Here is an 18,897-nt window from a genome sequence, read left to right as displayed (position 1 = left end):
CGGGTCCGGGTCACCGGGTCACCGCCAGGCGGTACGCCGGGTCGGTGGCCAGCAGTTCGCGATGGGTGCCTTCCGCGGTGACGACTCCCGCGTCCATGACGAGGACCCGGTCGGCGGCGTCCAGCAGGGCCGGGCTGCTGGTGATGACGACGGTGGTACGCCCCCGGCGCAGCTTCGCGATGTTGCGCGCGACGAGCTGCTCGGTGACCGCGTCCACGGCCGTCGTCGGGTCGCGCAGGACGAGCACATCGGAGTCCGCCGCCAGGGCCCGGGCCAGCGAGAGCCGCTGACGCTGTCCTCCGGAGAGGTTCGAGCCGCGGTCGCGGACCTCGTAGTCGAGTCCCTGCCGGTGCAGGGCGACGACATCGGTCAGCATGGACGCCTCGACGGCCTCGGGCACCGTCCGACTGGTCCCCGAGGGGTCGATGTTCGTACGGAGCGTGCCCGCGAAGATCTCCCCGTCGTACGGGTTCACCAGCATGTGTGCGCGGACCGCCTCGACCGACAGGTCACCGAGGTCCTGCCCGCCGAGCCGCACCACTCCCTCGTACCCGGCCGGCGGCACGTTCACGGCGAGGATCGACGCGAGTTCGGCCGCCGCCCGCGGCTGGTAGACCGCGATCGCCGTGAACTCGCCCGCCGGGACGCGGAACTTCAGCCCCTGGAGGGACTCGTACCGGACGCAGTCGATCTCCAGGTCGCCGCCCGCGTCCGGGCTCGCCGTCCCCGAGGCCGCCACCGGCGGGGCGGACAGCACCAGGGCCATCCGTTCCGCCGAGGCGCGCGCCATCATCACGTACTTGGGCATGTCCGAGAACAGCCTGAGCGGTTCCATGATGAACTGCGCCAGGCCCACGGCCATGACGAGCTCCCCGATGCTGATCTGCCCGTTGAAGGCCAGCCAGCCGGCGATCAGGGTCACCGCGGCCGCGAGGGTCGCGTTGAGCGCCAGCGCGGTGCCCGCGTAGGTGCCGTTGACACCGGCGACGGTGATCGCCTGCTGCTTCGCCTCCGTGCTGACCTTCCGGTAGGACCGGAAGGCCGCGTGGTTGCCGCCGAAGCCGTGCAGCGGGCGCAGGCCGGTGATCAGGTCGGCGACCTTCGCGCCCGCCCGCGCCACCCGGGCCTGCTGCTCCTTGGTGCTGGAGCCGATCTTCTTGGACATCACGCTCAGGACCGAGAGGATCGCCACGGTTCCCACCATGACCAGCAGGCCGAGCCGCAGGTCCGCCACGCTCAGCGCGACCGCCGCGATCAGCACGGCGACCGAGGAACTGATCAGCATGGGCACGACCTCGACGATGTCGGCGGTCTGGTCGGCGTCCTCGGTGGCGATGGTGAGCACCTCGCCGGACTTGAGGTCGACGTCCCGGGCCACCGGCTGGAGGCCGCAGGCCGCGACCCGCACCCTCCAGCGGTGGGCCTCGGTCGTGTTGGCCTTCTGCAGGATGCGCATGCCGAACCTCCACGACAGCGACACCGTCGTGATGATCACGGCCAGCGCGGCGATCGAGAGGGCCAGGGCCCCCGGGCTCCGCTCGCGCATCGTGTGGTCGACGATCAGGCCGAGCGCGATGGGGAAGGCGGTCTCACCGGCCTGGTACAGGCCCATGAGGACCGTGCCCCAGACCATGGCGCCGGCGTTGCCGCGGACGGCCGTCCGGAGGATGTCGGACCCCGAGCGGGGCCTCTGCGTGTCAGGAGTTGTCATCGACGTGGTGGGCAATCGCTTCCGGGGTGCGGAGGGTGAACAGATCACGGATGGTGATCACGGGGCCGAATTCACGGCGCAGTAGTCCTACCAGACGTACGGCCAGCATGGAGTGTCCCCCGAGGGAGACGAAATCACTCACCGCGCTCACTTCGTCGTCGTCCAGGTCCAGGGCCTCCGCGAAGAACTCGCAGATCGTGATCTCGGTCTCGGTCTCCGGGCCGCGTTCTCCCGAAGTGGTCAGCGATCCCAGTGGCTTGGGTTCGGGCAGCGCCTTGGTGTCGGCCTTGCCGTTCACGGTCAGCGGGATGGCGTCGACCTGGGCGTAGTGGGTCGGGCGCAGGAAGTCCGGCAGTGCGGCGCCCACCTCGGCGGCGACCGTCGCCAGGTCGGACCCTTCGAGCACGAGGTACGCGGCGAGCCGGTAGGCCCCATCGACCTGCGGGTCGGGCTGGGCGACCGCGGCGGTGAACCGTACCGCCGGGTGCGCGGCGAACGCGGCCTCCACCTCTCCGAGTTCGACCCGGTGGCCGCGGATCTTGACCTGCTGGTCGGTGCGGCCGAGGTACATCAGGTTGCCGTCGGGTCGCCGGACGACCAGGTCCCCCGTGCGGTACATGCGCTCGCCGGGTGCGCCGAACGGCGACGCGACGAACCGGTGCGCGGTCTGGGCCGGCCGGCCGAGGTAGCCGCGGGCGATGCCGATGCCCGAGACGTAGAGCTCACCGGGAACGCCGTCCGGCAGCGGTCGCAGCCAGGGGTCCAGCACGAACACGTCGGTGTTGTCGATGGCCACGCCCACCACCGGGTCCTGGCACTCGAAGGTGCCCACGCCCAGGGTGTTGATGGTGTATTCGGTGGGTCCGTAGAGGTTGTAGCCGACGGTTCCCTCGGTGGTGGCGAGCCGCTGCCACAGGGTCGGGGTGACCGCCTCGCCGCCCAGCAGTACCAGCGCGGGGCGCCGGTCCGGGTTGTCGAGGAGGCCCTCGGCCACCAGCTGCTGCGCGTAGGTCGGGGTCACGTTGACGACGTCGATCCCGTGCTCACGGCAGTACTCGACGAGGCCGGGGGCGTCGCGGCGCAGTTCCTCGTCGCAGATGTGCACCTCGTGGCCGTCGGCGAGCCACAGCAGTTCCTCCCACGACATGTCGAACGCGAACGACACGGTGTGGGCGATCCGGAAGGTCCGGTGGCCGTGCTCCGCCAGAACCGGTTCGAAGATGCGGCGCTGGTGGTTGATCAGCATGTTGGTGAGGCCGGCGTACTCGGTCACGACGCCCTTGGGCTTCCCCGTCGAACCGGAGGTGTAGATCGTGTACGCGGGGTGCCGCAGCCGGTTCGGGTCGTCCGGGGCGAACGTCACGAGCGGCTCGGCCTCCGGGAGGGGGCGGTCCAGTTCGATCAGGTCGCCGGTCAGCCGGGGCGACACGGCGCCGACGGTGAGGATGACCTCCGGGCGGGCGTCCGCGACGATGGTGGCGATCCGCTCGTCCGGGTGGTCCAGCTCCAGCGGCACGTACGCGGCTCCGGTGCGCAGCACCGCGAACAGCGCCACGATCCAGTCCAGCGAGCGCGGGATGGCCAGACCCACGGTCTTCTCGGGTCCGATGCCGCGCCCGGCGAGCACGCCCGCCAGCAGGCGGCTGCGGTCCCTGAGTTCGGCGAAGGTCATGCTCCGGCCGTGGGCGACGAGGGCGACGCGTTCCGGCGAGCGGTCCGCCGCCCGGTCGAACCGGTCGACGACCGTGTCGGTGCCGATGTCCGTGCGGGCGTCGGGCTCGGGCAGCGAGCCGAGGCCGCGCAGCGCGCCCACCGGTCCCGTGGAGCGGGCCAGGTCCTCCAGGACGCCGACGTAGTCGTCCAGGAGGCGGCGGGCGTCGTCGCTGTCGCCGTGGCGGTGTTCCAGCTTGATCGTGAGCCGGTCGCCGGGGGTGACGACCCAGGTGAACGGGTAGTGGGTGGAGTCGTCCGACTTCACCTCGGTGATGCCGTGGCGGGTGTTCATCTCGGTGAGCGCGTCCATGTCCAGGAAGTTCTGGAGCACGAACAGGTTGTCGAACAGGGTGTCGTGGCCGCTGGCCCGCTGGACCTCGCCGAGCCCGAGGTGCTCGTGCTCCATGGCCTCGACCCGGGCGGCCTGTACGGACGACAGGTAGTCGCGGACGGTGTCGTTCGGCCTGGCCCGCGTCCACATGGGCACGGTGTTGAGCAGCACACCGACGATGTCGGACAGTCCCTCGCCCTCGCGGCCGGAGACGGTCACGCCGAACACGGCGTCGCCGCGGCCGGTGTGGGCGCCCAGGAGCAGGCCGAACGCGCCGGTGAGGACCGAGTTCAGCGTGACCCCGTGGGTCTTGGCCGTCTCCCGCAGGAGCTGCGACTGCTCGGCGGAGAGCCGGTGGACGAGTGCGGGCGGCAGGTCGTCCGAGAGGGACGGCGCCGGTCCGGCGAGCAGCGTCGGGCCGGAGAGTCCGGCCAGGTGCTCGGCCCAGAAGCGCTCCGAGACGGCCGGGTCCTTGGCGGCGAGTGCCCGGGCGTGGTCCTCGAAGGCCGGCGTGGCCGGGATCGCGTTCGGTCGCTCGCCGGCCAGGACGGCCTGGTAGGCGTCGAACAGGTCCCGCAGCACGATCCCGCGGGACCAGCCGTCCCACAGCAGCAGGTGGTAGCTGAGGAGCAGGCCGTCGCGGCCGTCGGGCAGCCGGACGACGGTCAGTCGGATCAGCGGCGGTTCGGCCGGGTCGAACCCGGTGTTGCGGTCCCGGTCGCGCAGGGCCGCGACCTCCTCGTCGCAGGACAGTTCCACCGTGTGGACGTCGACCCGCCGGCCCGCCTTGAGGGTCTGGACCGGGTTCCCGTCGTCGTCGGTGGTGAAGCCGGCGCCGACGACCGGGTGCCGTGCGATCACGGCGGACATGGCCTCGGCCAGCGCGTCCGTGTCCAGGCGACGGTCGAAGGTGAACCAGCTCTGCGCGACGTAGTGTCCGGCCGAGCCCGCCATCTGGGCCTGGAAGAACAGCCCCCGCTGGAGCGCGGTGACCGGCGCCGTGCGTTCGGCCGTCGTGGAGGCTTCCGCGATGGCGTCCAGGGCGTGCAGCCAGTGCGCGGTGATCTCCTCGGGGATCTCCTCGGCGAGGGTGAAGGTCGCGTGCAGCGCCCCCGTGGCCGCGTCGGTCCAGGCGTTGACCTCCACGGCGTACGGGCTGCCCTGGTCGCCGCCGGTGATGTGTGGTGTCCGGGACTCGCTGCCCCGGCCGAGGTAGTTGAACAGCACCTGCGGGCGGGCGGTCAGCAGCGGCGCCGTCTGCGGGTTGAGGTACCGCAGTCGGCCGTAGGCGGCGTGCCCGGCCTCGTCCGGTTGCCGCTCGGCGAGTTCGCGGGCCGCCGCGACCGGGTCGGTGTGCGCGGTGAGCCGGACGGGTGCGATGGCGGTGAACCAGCCCACCGTGCGGGTGTAGTCGTGGTGCTCCAGGACCTCGACCCGGCCGTGGCGCTCCAGCTCGATCGCGAGATCGGTGGGCGACGGCTGGATCCGCGTCAGCGCGGTGCGCAGGGCGCCGCAGAGCAGCTCGGTCAGTGCGACACCGAGTGCGGCGGGGGCGGTGCGCGTCACCCGGTCGCCGGCGTCGGGCTCCAGGACCACGGTGACGTCGCGCAGCCCGCCGACCGCCGGCAGCAGCGGGGGTGCCTGGAGGGTGTCGACCCAGTGTCCGAGGTCGGCGATGTCGGCGGCGGACCGCAGGACGAGCGCCTCGGCGTACTCGGCGTAGGACGTGGTCGCCGGGGCGAGGGTCTCGCCCCGCAGCGCGCTCTCCATGTCGTCGAGCAGGATCAGCCAGGACACCGCGTCGACCGCGATGTGGTGCACGGTGATCACGAGGGTGCCGGTCGCCGCGAGCCGGGTGAACGCGATGACGTCCCCGGACTCGGGGTCGAGCCGTCCGGCGGCCTCGTTGGCGGCGGCCGTGGCGTCGGTGGTGTCCGCGAGCAGGACGGTGGCCTCGCGGGCGGGTTCGGTGCGCAGGGTCCAGACGCCGTGCTCGGCGTGCAGGCGCATCCGCAAGGCCGGGTGGGCGGCCAGTACGGCGTTCGCGGCGCGCTCGATGTCGGCGGCCCCGGTGCCTTCGGCCACTTCCAGCGTCCTGGCCTGGGCGAACCGGGCGAGGGAGCCGCCCAGTTCGCGCTGGCGCAGGATGATCGGCGTCGGTGCCACCGGGCCGTCCTGGCGGCGTACGGGCACGGCCGTGCCCGCCGGGGCGGACGCCGCGGCCTGCGGCGTGCGCGCCGCCAGGTGCTCGGCGAGGGCCCGCGGCGTCTTCAGCAGGAACACGTCGCGGGGGGCGATCGGCAGGCCGAGGGCCCTGGCCCGGTTCACGACGGTGATGGCGACGATGCTGTCGCCGCCGGCGCCGAAGAAGTCGGTGTCGGCGTCGGCCGCCGGGTGGGACAGCGTGTCGGCGAAGACGCCGATCAGCGAGGCGAGCGCGGAATCGGTGACGGCCACCGGGGTGTCGTCCTGCGCGGCCCGTTCGATCAGGGCCTTGCGGTCCAGCTTGCCGTTGACGGTCAGCGGCAGGGAGTCCACGGGCAGGACGCGGCCGGGCACCATGTGCACGGGCAGCTTCGCGGCGAGGAGGGCGGAGAGGCCGCCGGGCAGTCGGCCGACGACGTGCGCGACCAGGTGGTCGCCGCTGTCCGCCACGGTGACGGCCACGTCGACCACGCCGTCGAGGTCCCGGAGCGCGGACTCGACCTCGCCGAGCTCGATGCGGAAGCCCTTGAGCTGTACCTGGTCGTCGGCGCGGCCGGCGAACTCCAGCTCGCCGTCGAGCGTTCGGCGGGCCAGGTCGCCCGTGTGGTACATGCGGGAGCCGTCGTTCGCGAACGGGTTCGCGACGAACCGGCCCGCGGTGAGGCCCGGCCGGCCCAGGTAGCCGAGGGCGACCTGGTCGCCCGCCACGTAGATGGCGCCGACCTGGCCCGGCGGCACCGGGCGGAGCCGGTCGTCGAGCAGGTGGGTGACGAGGCCGGGGATGGGGCCGCCGATGGGGCTCACGTCGTCGACGCCGGGTCCGAAGTCGGCTTCGGTCAGGACCCGGTGGGTCACGTGGACGGTGGTCTCGGTGATGCCGTACATGTTGACCAGCTCGGGGGCCGCGGCGCCGTGCCGCTCCACCCAGCCGCGCAGTCGTCCGAGGTCCAGTGCCTCGCCGCCGAAGATGACCCGGCGCAGTGCGGGGAGCGGCTCGCCGGCGTGCCGGTCGGCCTCGACGAACTGGTAGAAGGCCGACGGAGTCTGGTTGAGGACGGTCACTCCGCGCTCGCGGACCAGCCGGTGGAAGTCGACCGGGGAACGGGTCAGACCGTAGTCGGGGACGAGCAGCTCGCCACCGTGCGCCAGGGCGCCCCACAGCTCCCAGACGGCGAAGTCGAAGGAGTACGAGTGGAACTGGACCCACACGTCGTCCGGGCCGAAGCCCATGTCCGGCCGGGTGTTGGCCAGCAGGGTCACCACGCTGGAGTGCGGGACGACGACGCCCTTGGGGCGGCCGGTGGAGCCGGAGGTGTAGATCACGTACGCGGGGTCGTGCGGGCCGACCGCCTGCGCCGCGGCGACCGCGGCGTCCTCGGGCACCTCGTCGCCCTGGACGAGGACGCGGGCGGTGACGCCGGCCTTCTCCAGCAGGGTCGTGAAGCGGTCCCGCTGCCCGGGGTCGACGAGGACGACCTGCGGCGCGGAGTCCGCGAGGACGTACTCCAGCCGCTCGTCCGGGTAGGCCATGTCGAGCGGGACGTACGCGCCGCCCGCGCTGACGATCGCGACGAGGGCGACGACCTGCTCGATGGTGCGCGGTACGGCCACGGCCACGCGCCGGCCCGGGCGGACACCGGACGCGCGCAGGGCGGCGGCCAGTTCGTTCTTCGCGGCGGCCAGTTCCCCGTAGGTCAGCGACCGGGTGGTGCCGTCGAGCGCGCACTGGGTGACGGCGGTGGCCGCCGGGTCCCGGTCGGCCGCGGCGTCGAAGAGCGCGCCGAGGGTGGTCGGGGCGATCGGTGCGGGGGTGCGGGCGCCCTCCGGCAGCAGGCTCGCGACCGGGGCGTCCGGCCGGGCGAGCAGGCCGGCGAGGGTGTGCGTGAACGTGCGCAGGATGTCCTGGGCGCTGCTCTCGCGGAGCAGTTCGCCGTCGTAGATCAGGTTGAAGCGCGGTCGGCCGTCGAGGGACCGCTCCACGACCAGGGTCAGCGGGTAGTGGGGGGCTCCCTCGTTGACGAGGTCGGTGATGGCCAGCGTGTCGCCGGGGCGGCGCAGGTCGGACACGTCGGTCGCCACGTCGAACACCACGAGGGTGTCGAAGAGGGAGCCGACGCCGGCCTGGCGGCCGATCCGTGCCAGCGAGACGTGCTGGTGCGGCAGCACCGCGCCCTGGTGTTCGCGCACGGAGGACAGCAGGTCGCGCGCCGTGGTGTCGGCGGCCCAACGGGCGCGCAACGGAACGGTGTTGATGAACAGGCCGACCATGTCCCCGATGCCGGGGACGTCCGCGTCGCGACCGGAGACGGTGGAACCGAACACCACGTCACCGGAGTGCAGGATGCCGCCGAGGGTCAACGCCCAGGCGCTGTGCACGGCCACGCTGAGCGGCACGCCGGCCGCCCGGGCGGCCGCGTCGACGTCGTCGGCGGGCTCCGCGGCGGTGTCGGCGAACCGGTTGGACGGGGTGTGGTCCTTGGCGACCAGCGAGGGGCCGGGCAGCTCGGCGAGTTCGGCGCCCCAGACGCGGTCGCTCTCGTCGGCGTCGCGTCCGGCGAGCCAGGCGACGTAGTCGGGGAAGCCGCTCAGCGGGTACCTGCTCCCCGGCGCGTGGTACTCGGCGAGCAGCGCGCGGAGCATCGGGGGCACGGACCAGCCGTCGGCGATGATGTGGTGGACCGTCTGCACCAGGACGGCGCGGCCGGCTTCCGCGTCGCGGATCAGCGTGAACCGCATCAGCGGGCCGGTGGCCAGGTCGAATCCGGCGCGGCGGTCCCGCTCGGCGTGGTCGCGTATCTCCTCGTCGGTGATGCCGGGCCGGTCGAGGGTGGTGAAGGGCGCCTCGGCCCCGCTCTCCAGTACGGAGACGACACGGCCGTCGGCGAGGGCCGTGAACCGGGCGGCCAGGTTGGGGTACAGGGTGAGCAGCCTGGTGGTCGCGGCCGCGAGCCGGTCGGCGTCGAGGTCGCCCTCCAGCGTCAGCAGCTGCTGTTCGACGTAGCTGCCCGCGGAGTCGTCGTCGAAGACCGAGTGGAAGTACAGGCCTTCCTGCAGCGGAGTCAGGGGGAGCACCGCGCGCAGCGTGGGGCCGTCCAGGTCGTCGACGTCGGCCTGGGTCAGCCGCACCAGCGGGAAGTCGCTGGGCGTGTGGCCGCCCTGGTCGAGCGCGGCCAGCCCGGCGAGGGCCGCCCGGAAGTATCCGCCGATCGTGTCGATGTCCGTGTCGCTGAACATCCCGTCGGGCCAGGTGAGGGTGGTGACGAGTTCGTACTCGCCGGTGGCGGCGGGTTCGGCGATCGCGTTGAACTCCAGGGCGCGCGGCAGGCTCATCCTGGGGTCGCGCTTCTCACCGAGTTGTCCGGTGGCTCCCGAGAGCTGCCAGTCGCCGGACGCGCCCGCGTCGAACCGGCCCAGGTAGTTGAACAGGACCTGGGGTGCGGGGGTCGTGAAGGCGGCGTCGGCCAGGTATCGCAGGGCGCCGTAGGAAAGACCGTTGCCCGGCACGCGGGCGAGGTCTTCCTTGACCGCCTTGAGGGCGGCGGCGAGGTACTCGGGGGCGGTGAAGTCGTCGGCCGTGCCCGGGTCCACGGACACCGGGAACAGCGTGGTGAACCAGCCGACGGTCCGCGACAGGTCCGGCTCGACGCCGGAGGAACCCGCCACGTGGCGGCCTTCGCGGCCGTGGCCCTCCAGCTCGATGTGCGCGAACGTCTGCTCCTGGCCGCGGTCGCGGCGCCACCGGGCGAGGGTGACGGCGAGCGCGGTCAGCAGGACCTCGTTGACGCCGGCGTGGAACTTGGCCGGGACCTCGCCCAGCAGGGCGGCGGTGACCTCGGCGCCGACCGTGACGGTCCGCTCCCGCTCCCGCTCGACCGTGTCGGCCTCGGTGTGTGCCCGCCTGCCGAGCGGCGCGTCGGGGCCCGGGAGGGGCTGTTCGAAGTGGGCGCGGTCCTCGTCGAACTCCGCGTTCGCGAGGAGCTGCGTCCAGCGCCGGAACGACGTTCCGACCGCGGGCAGTTCGATCGTCTCGCCGGCGGAGTACTGGCGCCATGCCGTGGCCAGGTCCTCCATGAGGATCCGCCAGGACACGCCGTCGATCACCACATGGTGGACGACGAGGACCAGTTGGCGTGCCTCGCGGCGCCACACGGCCCGCAGCATCACGCCGTTGTCCGGGTCCAGCCCCTCGGTGGCGAGGGCCACGCACGCGTCGAGCGGCAGGTCGCTCTCCTGGAGGCCGGCCGGGTTCCCGTCGGCCTCCGGTATGTCGAAGCTCCAGCGGTCCCCGCGCACGAGCCGTGCGCGCAGCATGTCGTGTCGGGCCACGACGGAGGTGAGGATCGCGTCGAGGGCTTCGGCGGAGAGGCCGGCCGGGGTGTTCAGGACGACCGACTGCACGAAGCCGTCGATCGCGTCGGTGGTCCGGCCGAGCCACTGGACGATGGGCGATCCCGTGACGGAACCCGTCGCGACGTCGGCGTGGTCCGGGCGGCCCGCGTCCTCGCGGCTCGCCACCGCCGCGAGTGCGCCGAGGACGCTGTTGGCGAAGATCTGCCCCGCGGTGACGTAGAGGCCCGCGTCGCGCAGCGCGCTCAGCAGGGAGATCGCGAGGATGCTGTCCCCGCCGAGCATGAAGAAGTCCTGGTCGACGCCGACCTCTTCCAGCCGCAGGACCGATGCGACGGCCGCGCAGACGGCGCGCTCGTCGTCGGTGGAGGGCCGCAGGTACGAGCCGGTCACGATGGTGGGCTCGGGCAGGGCGCGCCGGTCGAGCTTGCCGTTCGCGGTGAGCGGGAACTCCGTCATCACGACGACGTGGGCGGGCACCATGTACTCGACCATGTGCTCGACGGCCCACGCCTTGACCTCGTCCGCCCGCAGCGCCTCGCTGCCGGCGGCGGGGATGACGTATCCCACGAGGTAGGTGCCGCCCGCGCTGTTCTTCTTCGCGATGACGCAGGTGTGCCGCACCCCGGGGTGTTCGGCGAGGCCGATCTCGACGTCTTCGAGTTCGAGCCGCATGCCGCGGATCTTGATCTGGTTGTCCGCGCGGCCCAGGAAGTCCAGCGAGCCGTCGGGGGCGAACCGTGCGAGGTCGCCGGTCCGGTACAGCCGGGAGCCGTCGTTGGCGAAGGGGTTCGCCACGAACCGGGAGGCCGTCAGGCCGGGGGCGCCCACGTATCCGCGTCCCAGGAGGAAGCCGCCCACGTAGAGCTCGCCGCCGACGCCGACCGGGACCGGGCGCAGCTCGTCGTCGAGGACGTAGAGCTGGGTGTTGGGGTTGGCCTTGCCGATGGAGGTGGACAGGCGCTCCGCCTCGCCCCGGTAGATGACGTGGGAGACGCCGATGGTCGTCTCGGCCGGGCCGTAACCGTGGTACATGGGGATGTCGAGGCGGGTGCGGAAGCGCTCGTACAGCTCCGGGGTCAGCACCTCGCCGCCGCACCACACGTGCCGCATGCTGTCGAGGCGGTCGGAGTCGCCGGCGATCTCCAGCAGGACGTCCAACATGGACGAGACGAGGTAGGTGAAGGTGACGCGGTGCTCGGCGATGACGCTCAGCAGGTGGTGCGGGTCGCGTTCGCCGCCGGGCCGCAGGACCACGAGGCGGCCGCCGCACACCAGCGGCAGGAAGATCTCGTTGATGGAGATGTCGAACGACAGGGGTGCCTTGAACAGCGACGCGTCGTCGTGCCCGAAGCCCAGGATCTCGTCGACCTGCCACAACAGGCGCTCGCTGATGGCCTCGTGGCGGATCATCGCGCCCTTGGGCCGCCCGGTCGAACCCGAGGTGAAGATCACGTAGGCGAGCGAGTCGCCGTGGACGGTGACGCCGGGGTCCTCGGTGGGCTGCTCGGCGTACCGCCAGTCGTCGAGGTCGACGGCGACGGCGGCCGGTTCGGCGGGGTCGTGCTCGCCGGAGTCGTTGAGCTGCACCACGACCTTCGCGTCGTCGATGACGACGGCTCGGCGCGCGGCGGGCCACTGCGGGTCCAGCGGTACGAACGCGCAGCCGGCCTGCAGCACACCGAGCAGGCCGATCACCATGTCGGCGCTGCGGCCCAGCGAGATGCCGACGACCTGTTCGGCGGTGAGTCCGCGTCCGATCAGGTGGTGGGCCAGCTGGGCCGACAGCTCGGCCGCCTCGCGGTAGGTGAGCGACCGGTCCTCGTCGATGACGGCGACCGCGTCCGGCCGCAGCCGTGCCTGTTCGTGGAACATCTCCACGATGGTCGGCCGGACCCGGTCGGCCCGGGTGTCGTTCCACCGGGCCAGGGTGGTGAGCCGCTCCGCCACGCCGGACGGGCTGATGGTGCCGATCGGCCGGTCCGGGAAGTCGGCCAGGTCGTCGAGCGCGAGCTGCGCGTCGGACGGCAGGACGCCCTCGGGGACGGTGATGCCCGTCCCGTCCGGGCCGGCTTCACCGACCTGCCAACCACTCGGCGCGGTGCCGCCGTTGTCGACCCATCCGAGGACGTCCGCGAAGAGCGTGCCGGGGACGAGGTCGATGCCGTCGGGGCTGTTGCCCGTCGCCCAGTACGCCAGCGCGATGGCGCAGGCCTCGGCGATGGTCCGGTCGGTGTGTCCGCCGGTACGCCGGCGCACGTCTGCCAGGCGCGTGGGAGAGATCAGCACGAGACGAGCGCTCGGTTCCATCATTGAAGACTCAACACCCTTCCAAGGTACTGAGGCCAGCCTAACCTAAATTAGGTTTGCCTAACTACCGTCTTTCCAGGCCAGCCACAGTCGCGCGTAGCGGCCACCCAGGGCCACCAACTCCTCGTGCGTGCCCTGCTCCACGACACGGCCCGCGTCCAGCACGGCGATCCGGTCGGCCGCCACCGCCTGCGTCAGCCGGTGCGCCACGAACAGCGTCGTTCGGCCCTCGCACGCGGCCAGGACGGCCCGTTCCAGCTCCGCGGCACCCTCGCTGCCGGCCTCCGCGGTCGACTCGTCGAGCACCACCACGGGAGCCCGGCCCAACACCAGTCGCGCCAGGGCGATCTGGGCGACCTTGGTGCCGTCCAGGCGCTCACCGCCCTCGCCCACCGCGGTGTACACCCCGTCGGGCAGCGCCTCGACCCACTCGTCCGCGCCCACGGTGTGCAGCGCAGCCGTCAGTTCGGCGTCGGTCGCCTCCGGGGCGGCCAGCCTCAGGTCGTCGGCGAGCGGACCGGAGAACACGTGTGTCTCCTGGGTCAGGATGCTCACCAACGCCCTCGCTCCGGCCTCGTCGAGATCGGTGAGGTCGGTGGAGCCGACCCGGACCGATCCGGCCTGCGGGATCCCTATGCCGGCGATGAGCGCGGCCAGGGTCGACTTGCCGGCGCCCGTCGCGCCCACCAGGGCCAGCGAACCACCCGCGGGAATCGTCAGGTTGACGTCCCTCAGGACCGGTTCCTCGGCGCCGGGGTAGCCGAACGTCAGCCCCCGCACGGTCACCGGGGACGGCGTGTTGTCCACCAGCGCGGCGGTCGAGTCGCCGACCAGCCGCTTCTCCTCCTCGGACTCGGCCAGCACCCCGACGAGCCGGGTCAGGCTCGCGCCCGACTTCTGGGCCTCGTCGAAGGTGAACATGATCGCGCCCAGCGGGGTGAACAGCCGGTGGAACACCAGCGGCGCCGCCGACACCTCGCCGAGGCTGGCGGAACCGGTCTCCAGCAGGACGTAGCCCACCACGAGGATCAGGACCAGGCCGATGAACTCCGCACGGTTCTCCCGGCCGACGAAACGACCGAAGAAGCGGAACACCTCGATCCCGAGGTCCTTCACCCGCCGCGAGTCTTCGGAGACCTTCTCCCGGAAGGCCTCCTCCAGGCGGTGCGCCCGAACGGTCTCGATGCCGTTCAGACCGCTGATCAGGGCCTGCGCGCGGTCCGCCTGGGCGACCCGCTGCTTCTGATAGAGGGGGGCGGACCGGGGCAGGTACCAGCGCAGGGCCAGCGCGTAGGCCGGCAACGCGCACGCACCCGCCAGGCCGAGCCGCCAGTCGAGCCCGAACATGCCGACGGTGGCGATGGCCACCAGCACGCCCGCGGAGAACACCGTGGGGATGGCCGAACGGATGCCCTTGGACAGGACCGCGACGTCGTCGCCGACCCGGGAGAGCACGTCCCCGCGACCGACCTGTTCGACCCGGGCGCTGGGCATGCCCAACACGGCCCGTACGGCGCCTTCCCGCAGTTGCGCGAGCAGGTCGGCGCCGAGCCGCCCGATCAGGTAGGCCGACACCGCGGTGGCCGCCGCGCCGAGGAGCGCGGCGGCCACCATCAGCACACCGATCGTGACCAGGATCGAACGCGGTTCGCCCCCGACCACTCCGTCGACCACCCGGCCGAGGAGCAGCACGGGGAGCATCTGGAGCGCCGCCCCGGCGACCGTGCTGAGTACGGCGGCGGACGACAGCCAGGGCATCTTGCGGCATTGAGCCGCGACCCATCGGGCTGCTTCACGTCCGGTCGTCGTACGCAGGGTTGCCGGGGCGACCCGAATGTCAGTGGTAGTCACACCTAGCCGACCGACTTGACGAGCTCGTCGATCGCGTACGGCATGGAGAGCAGGGTGGCCTGCGAGATGGCCGCGCCGGCCGCCGGGCCCTCGCTGTCCAGCAGGTAGGACACCTTGTTGTCCTTCGCGACCTTCAGGTTGGTGAACAGGTCGAACTTCTTCAGTGCGTCCATGTCCGCCTTGTCGTTGATGACGAAGACACGGTCGACGTCGACGAGGTCGGTGCGCTCCGGGGAGAGCTGGGTGTAGAACTTGTCACCCGCGATCTTGTCGATCTCGGTCTGCCCCTTGAAGCCCATGCCGGTCAGGAGCTGGCCGCGCACGTCGGTGGTGGTGAAGGGCGCGACGGAGTCCTTGTACCAGGACAGCGCGACGGCGGTCTGGTTGGCGAACTCGGGGTGCGCCTTCTTGGCCGCGGCGAGCTTGTCCGTGATGCCCTGGACCATCGCCTTGCCCTCGTCGGCCTTGCCGAGCGCCTTGGCGATGTGGAGGGCGTTGTCCTGCCACGGAGCGCTGAAGGGCTCCTTCTCGGCCTTGGTGCGACCCACCGTCGGGGCGATCTTGCTGAGCTTGTCGTAGGCGGCCTGGTCGATGTCGGAGTAGACACCGATGATCAGGTCCGGGCGCAGGGCGGCGATCTTCTCGAAGTTGGGGCCGGTGTCACCGTTGTTCATGATGACCTCGGGCTTCGCGTCACCCCACTTGTCCTTCACCCAGGGCCACTGCGTGTTGATGTCGGGGGTCTTGCCCGCCGGGTTCGGGTACTGGTCGACCATGCCGACCGGCTTGATGCCGAACGCCAGGATCGTCTGGTCGTCGGTGTAGCCGACGGAGACGACGCGCTGGGGGGCCTTCTCCACCTTGGTGGTGCCGAAGGCGTGCTCGACGGTGACGGGGAACGCACCGGCGGCGGCCGGGGTGTCGGCGCCGTCGTTCTTCTTGTCGGCCTTGTCGGCCGAGTCGGAACCGCAGCCGGCGAGGAGGCCTACACCGAGGGCCGCGGCAGACACGGTCGCCGCCAGCCGCTGCCAGGGCTTCATACGTGTGGTTCTGTCGAGGAGCATTCGGAAATCCCTTGCTTTCGTGCTGTCCGCTGCGGCCCCACTCGAGGCAGCCAAACCGTACCCCGGGGGAGTGAGGTAAGCCTAGCCTAAGTTGCGGGCAACTCATTCCGGTGGCCCGAACTCTGGACGTGGGTGCGGCCGATCGGCACGATCAGCGGCCGGTCGCCCACCGGATCGTCCATCACCTTCGCCCGCAGACCGAACGCCTCCTGCAGCAACTCGGCGGTCACGACATCGCGCGGATGACCCTGCGCCAGGACCGAACCCGCCTTCATCACGATCAGGTTGTCGCTGTAGCGCGTGGCCAGGTTGAGGTCGTGGAGCACCATGACCACGGTGCATCCCGACTCGTGCAGGTCGTCGACCAGGTCGAGCACGTCGATGGCGTGCGCCAGGTCCAGGTAGGTGGTGGGCTCGTCGAGGAGGAGCAGATCGGTGCCCTGGGCGAGGGTCATCGATATCCAGACGCGTTGACGCTGACCCCCGGAGAGCGAGTCGACGGGGCGGTCGGCCAGGTCGGCCACCCCGGTCATGGCCAGTGCGCGCTCCACGACGGAGGCGTCGTCGGAGGACCACTGCCGCAGCCAACTCTGATGCGGGTGCCGCCCCCTGGCGACCAGGTCCGCCACGGTCAGGCCCTCCGGCGCGACCGGCGCCTGGGGCAGCAGACCGAGCTTCTTGGCCACATCCCTGGTCCTGAGCCCGGCGATGTCCTCGCCGTCCAGCACGACCGAGCCCGCGGTCGGCTTGAGGAGCCGCGACAGGGTGCGCAACAGGGTGGACTTGCCGCATCCGTTGGGGCCGATGATGGTGGTCACCACCCCCGCCGGGACCGTGACGTCCAGTGCGTCGATGACGATCCGGTCCCCGTACCCGACCGTGACGCCCTTGGCTGCCAACCGCGGGATGTCATCGATCCCGGTCTCGATCTCGGTGACGCGTTGAACGACCATGCCCTCCCCTAAATTTAGGCTTACCTAATCTTTGTATCACCCGGGCCCTGCCGTCAAAGCGGCGCAGGTGAGGCCCGCGGCGCACCCGACGCCGCGGGTCCGACCGACGGAATTTCGAGGAGACGGCCTAGCGGCGGTTGGCCCGCACCAGGAGGTAGACGAGGAAGGGGCCGCCTATCGCGGCGGTGACCACGCCGACCGGCAGGGAGACCGGCAGCGCGGTGCGGGCGACCAGGTCCGATCCGATGAGCAGCAGCGCGCCCGTCAGGCCGGCCGCCACCATCGGCGGTGTCGGGGACTTGGTCAAACGCATCGCCACCTGCGGCGCCACCAGGGCGACGAACGGGACCGGCCCGGCCGCGCTCACCGCGAATCCGGCCAGGAGCACCGCGCACAGCAGCATGACCGCCCGCACCAGTGCGTACCGGACGCCCAGGCCCGCGGCCACGTCGTCGCCGAAGTGCATCGGCTTGAACTGGAAGCCGACGCAGACCACGACGGCCATCACGGCGAGCGTGCCCCACAGGGCCACCCCGACCGCGTCCCACGACCGGTTGTCCAGGGAGCCGACCAACCACGCCTGGGCGCGCGCCACGTCCCGGATGTCGGCGGTGACCAGCAGCCAGGTGGTGATCGCCTCCATCACGGCACTGACCGAGAGGCCGATGAGGATGAGCCGGAAGCCGTCGATGCCGCGCCGCCACGCCATGACGTACACCAGCAGCCCGGTGGCGAAACCGCCCGCGAGCGCCGCCCCGGACAGCCCGACGGAGCCGGTGACCGCGGCGGCGGCCCCACCGGACACCGTCACCAGGAACACCGCGACGGCGCTGGCGCCCCCGGTGATGCCCAGGATGTCCGGACTGGCCAGCGGATTGCGCGCGATGGACTGCGTGATCGCCCCGGAAACCCCCAGCGCGATCCCCACGACGAGGCCGGCCGCGGCCCGCGGCATGCGCAGGTCCATGATCACGAACTGGTCGACCTGCTCGCCCCCGCCGAACAGCGTGGCGATGACCCGGGGCAGGGCGAGGGGGAAGTCCCCCACCGCGATGGACAGGCAGAACACCAGGAAGGCCGCCACCGCCAACGCCAACGTGACCAGCGCGATCCTGGGTCGCCAGACGAACGACACGCGGCCGAGCCTCAGACCCGGCGTCACCGGCCGCTTCACCACTGTCACGTTCATGCGCTCTTGAACTTTCCCCGCCACACCAGGACCGCGAAGAAGGGGGCGCCGAGGAGGGCGACGAGGACGCCGGCGTCCAACTCCCCCGGCCGCACCACCACGCGGCCCGCGATGTCGCAGACCAGAAGGACGACTGCGCCGAGCAGACCCGCGTACGGCACCAGCCAACGGTAGTCGGGGCCGGCCAGGTACCGGGCCAGGTGCGCCACCATGAGTCCGAGGAACGCGATGGGGCCGCACGCCGCCGTGGCCGCGCCCGCCAGCAGGGTGATGGCGAGGATGCCGACGGTGCGGACGAGCGCGATGTTCACGCCCAGTCCCCGCGCGACGTCGTCACCCAGGTTGAGCAGGTTGACGGAGGGCAGCGTGGCCAGGGCCAACACCAGCCCGACCACGATGAAGAGGGTCACCGGCCAGATGACGTCGAAGTGGACACCGGCCACCGAGCCGGCGTTCCAGAACCGCAGGGCGTTCAGTGCCGCCTTGTCCGACAGCGCGACCGCCGTCGTCATCGCCATGAGGAACACCGTGACCCCTTGGCCGGCCAGGGCGAGCGTCAGCGGATTGCCGGCCCCCCGGCCGATGCTCGACAGTCCGAACACCACGACGCCGGCGATCGCGGCGCCCAGGAAGGCGAACCAGACGTACTGGAACGGGTCGGTGAACCCGAACAGGGAGATCGCCGAGACGACGGCGAACGAGGCGCCGGTGTTCACCCCGAGCAGGCCGGTGTCGGCGATGGGGTTGCGCGTGTAGCCCTGGATCAGCGCCCCGCCGACGCCCAGGGCGATGCCGGCCACGATCGCGAGCACCGTCCGGGGCACCCGTACGGTCTGCATGATGAGTCTGGTGTCCGAGACCTTCTGACCGGGCTCCGGCGGCGTGAACAGTCCGTGCCACACCTCGGCGGGACTCAACGCGCGCGCGCCGACGGCGAGGGAGACCATCGCGACCACCACGAGGACCGCGACGAGGGCGCCCAGACCCACGAGCCTGCGCTGCCGGGCTCCCGCGACGCGGGAGGGCGCCGGGCGTTCAACTGTAGTCGTGGCCATGTCGACGTAGGTTATCCCTTGCATCCGGCGCGGACGCCGGCCGCCCTGGCACCTCGCGCCCGCGGGCGGGCGGACCGCTGGTGCGGCGGCGGGTACCGGGGGCACGGCGGACCTTCTTCGTGGATCTGCTGCGTGCACAGTGCTGCCGTGCCTGTCGGTGCGAGGGCA

Annotated in this window: 7 protein-coding genes; all 7 read right to left on the bottom strand. The window is 71.8% G+C overall.

What is annotated here, in order from left to right; all coding sequences use genetic code 11:
* Positions 1–10: 10 nt before the first annotated feature.
* The 7 genes from OG906_RS29945 to OG906_RS29915 all read right to left on the bottom strand — a co-directional run bounded on the left by OG906_RS29945 (position 11) and on the right by OG906_RS29915 (position 18,729).
* A complete protein-coding gene (locus OG906_RS29945) occupies positions 11–1,711 on the bottom strand; it encodes an ABC transporter ATP-binding protein (RefSeq protein WP_329447212.1) in 1,701 nt (566 codons plus the stop codon).
* Positions 1,698–12,620, bottom strand: coding sequence for a non-ribosomal peptide synthetase (locus tag OG906_RS29940; RefSeq protein ID WP_329447211.1), 10,923 nt, complete (start codon positions 12,618–12,620; stop codon positions 1,698–1,700). Before OG906_RS29940 ends, OG906_RS29945 begins: the two co-directional genes overlap by 14 nt.
* 57 nt (positions 12,621–12,677) lie before the next feature.
* Complete coding sequence (locus tag OG906_RS29935) at positions 12,678–14,468, bottom strand: ABC transporter ATP-binding protein (protein ID WP_329447210.1); 1,791 nt, start codon at positions 14,466–14,468, stop codon at positions 12,678–12,680.
* 2 nt (positions 14,469–14,470) lie between these two features.
* The gene (locus OG906_RS29930; protein WP_329447209.1) at positions 14,471–15,532 is read right to left on the bottom strand and encodes an iron-siderophore ABC transporter substrate-binding protein; all 1,062 of its coding nucleotides are present in this window, start codon (positions 15,530–15,532) and stop codon (positions 14,471–14,473) included.
* A gap of 86 nt (positions 15,533–15,618) precedes the next feature.
* Positions 15,619–16,485, bottom strand: coding sequence for an ABC transporter ATP-binding protein (locus OG906_RS29925; RefSeq protein ID WP_329447208.1), 867 nt, complete (start codon positions 16,483–16,485; stop codon positions 15,619–15,621).
* A 127-nt stretch (positions 16,486–16,612) separates the two neighbouring features.
* Positions 16,613–17,674 carry a FecCD family ABC transporter permease gene (locus OG906_RS29920; RefSeq protein ID WP_329447207.1) on the bottom strand — a complete coding sequence of 354 codons (1,062 nt, stop codon included), beginning with the start codon at positions 17,672–17,674 and terminating at the stop codon, positions 16,613–16,615.
* Positions 17,671–18,729 (bottom strand): FecCD family ABC transporter permease, encoded by a 1,059-nt coding sequence (locus tag OG906_RS29915; RefSeq protein WP_329447206.1) that lies wholly within the window; start codon positions 18,727–18,729, stop codon positions 17,671–17,673. The genes OG906_RS29920 and OG906_RS29915 overlap by 4 nt, the downstream gene beginning before the upstream one ends.
* Between the last annotated feature and the right edge of the window lie 168 nt (positions 18,730–18,897).

The sequence above is a fragment of the Streptomyces sp. NBC_01426 genome, assembly GCF_036231985.1.
Classification (GTDB): domain Bacteria; phylum Actinomycetota; class Actinomycetes; order Streptomycetales; family Streptomycetaceae; genus Streptomyces.
Note: the sequence above shows the minus strand (reverse complement) of the source record. Positions and strands in the feature narration are given on the sequence as shown.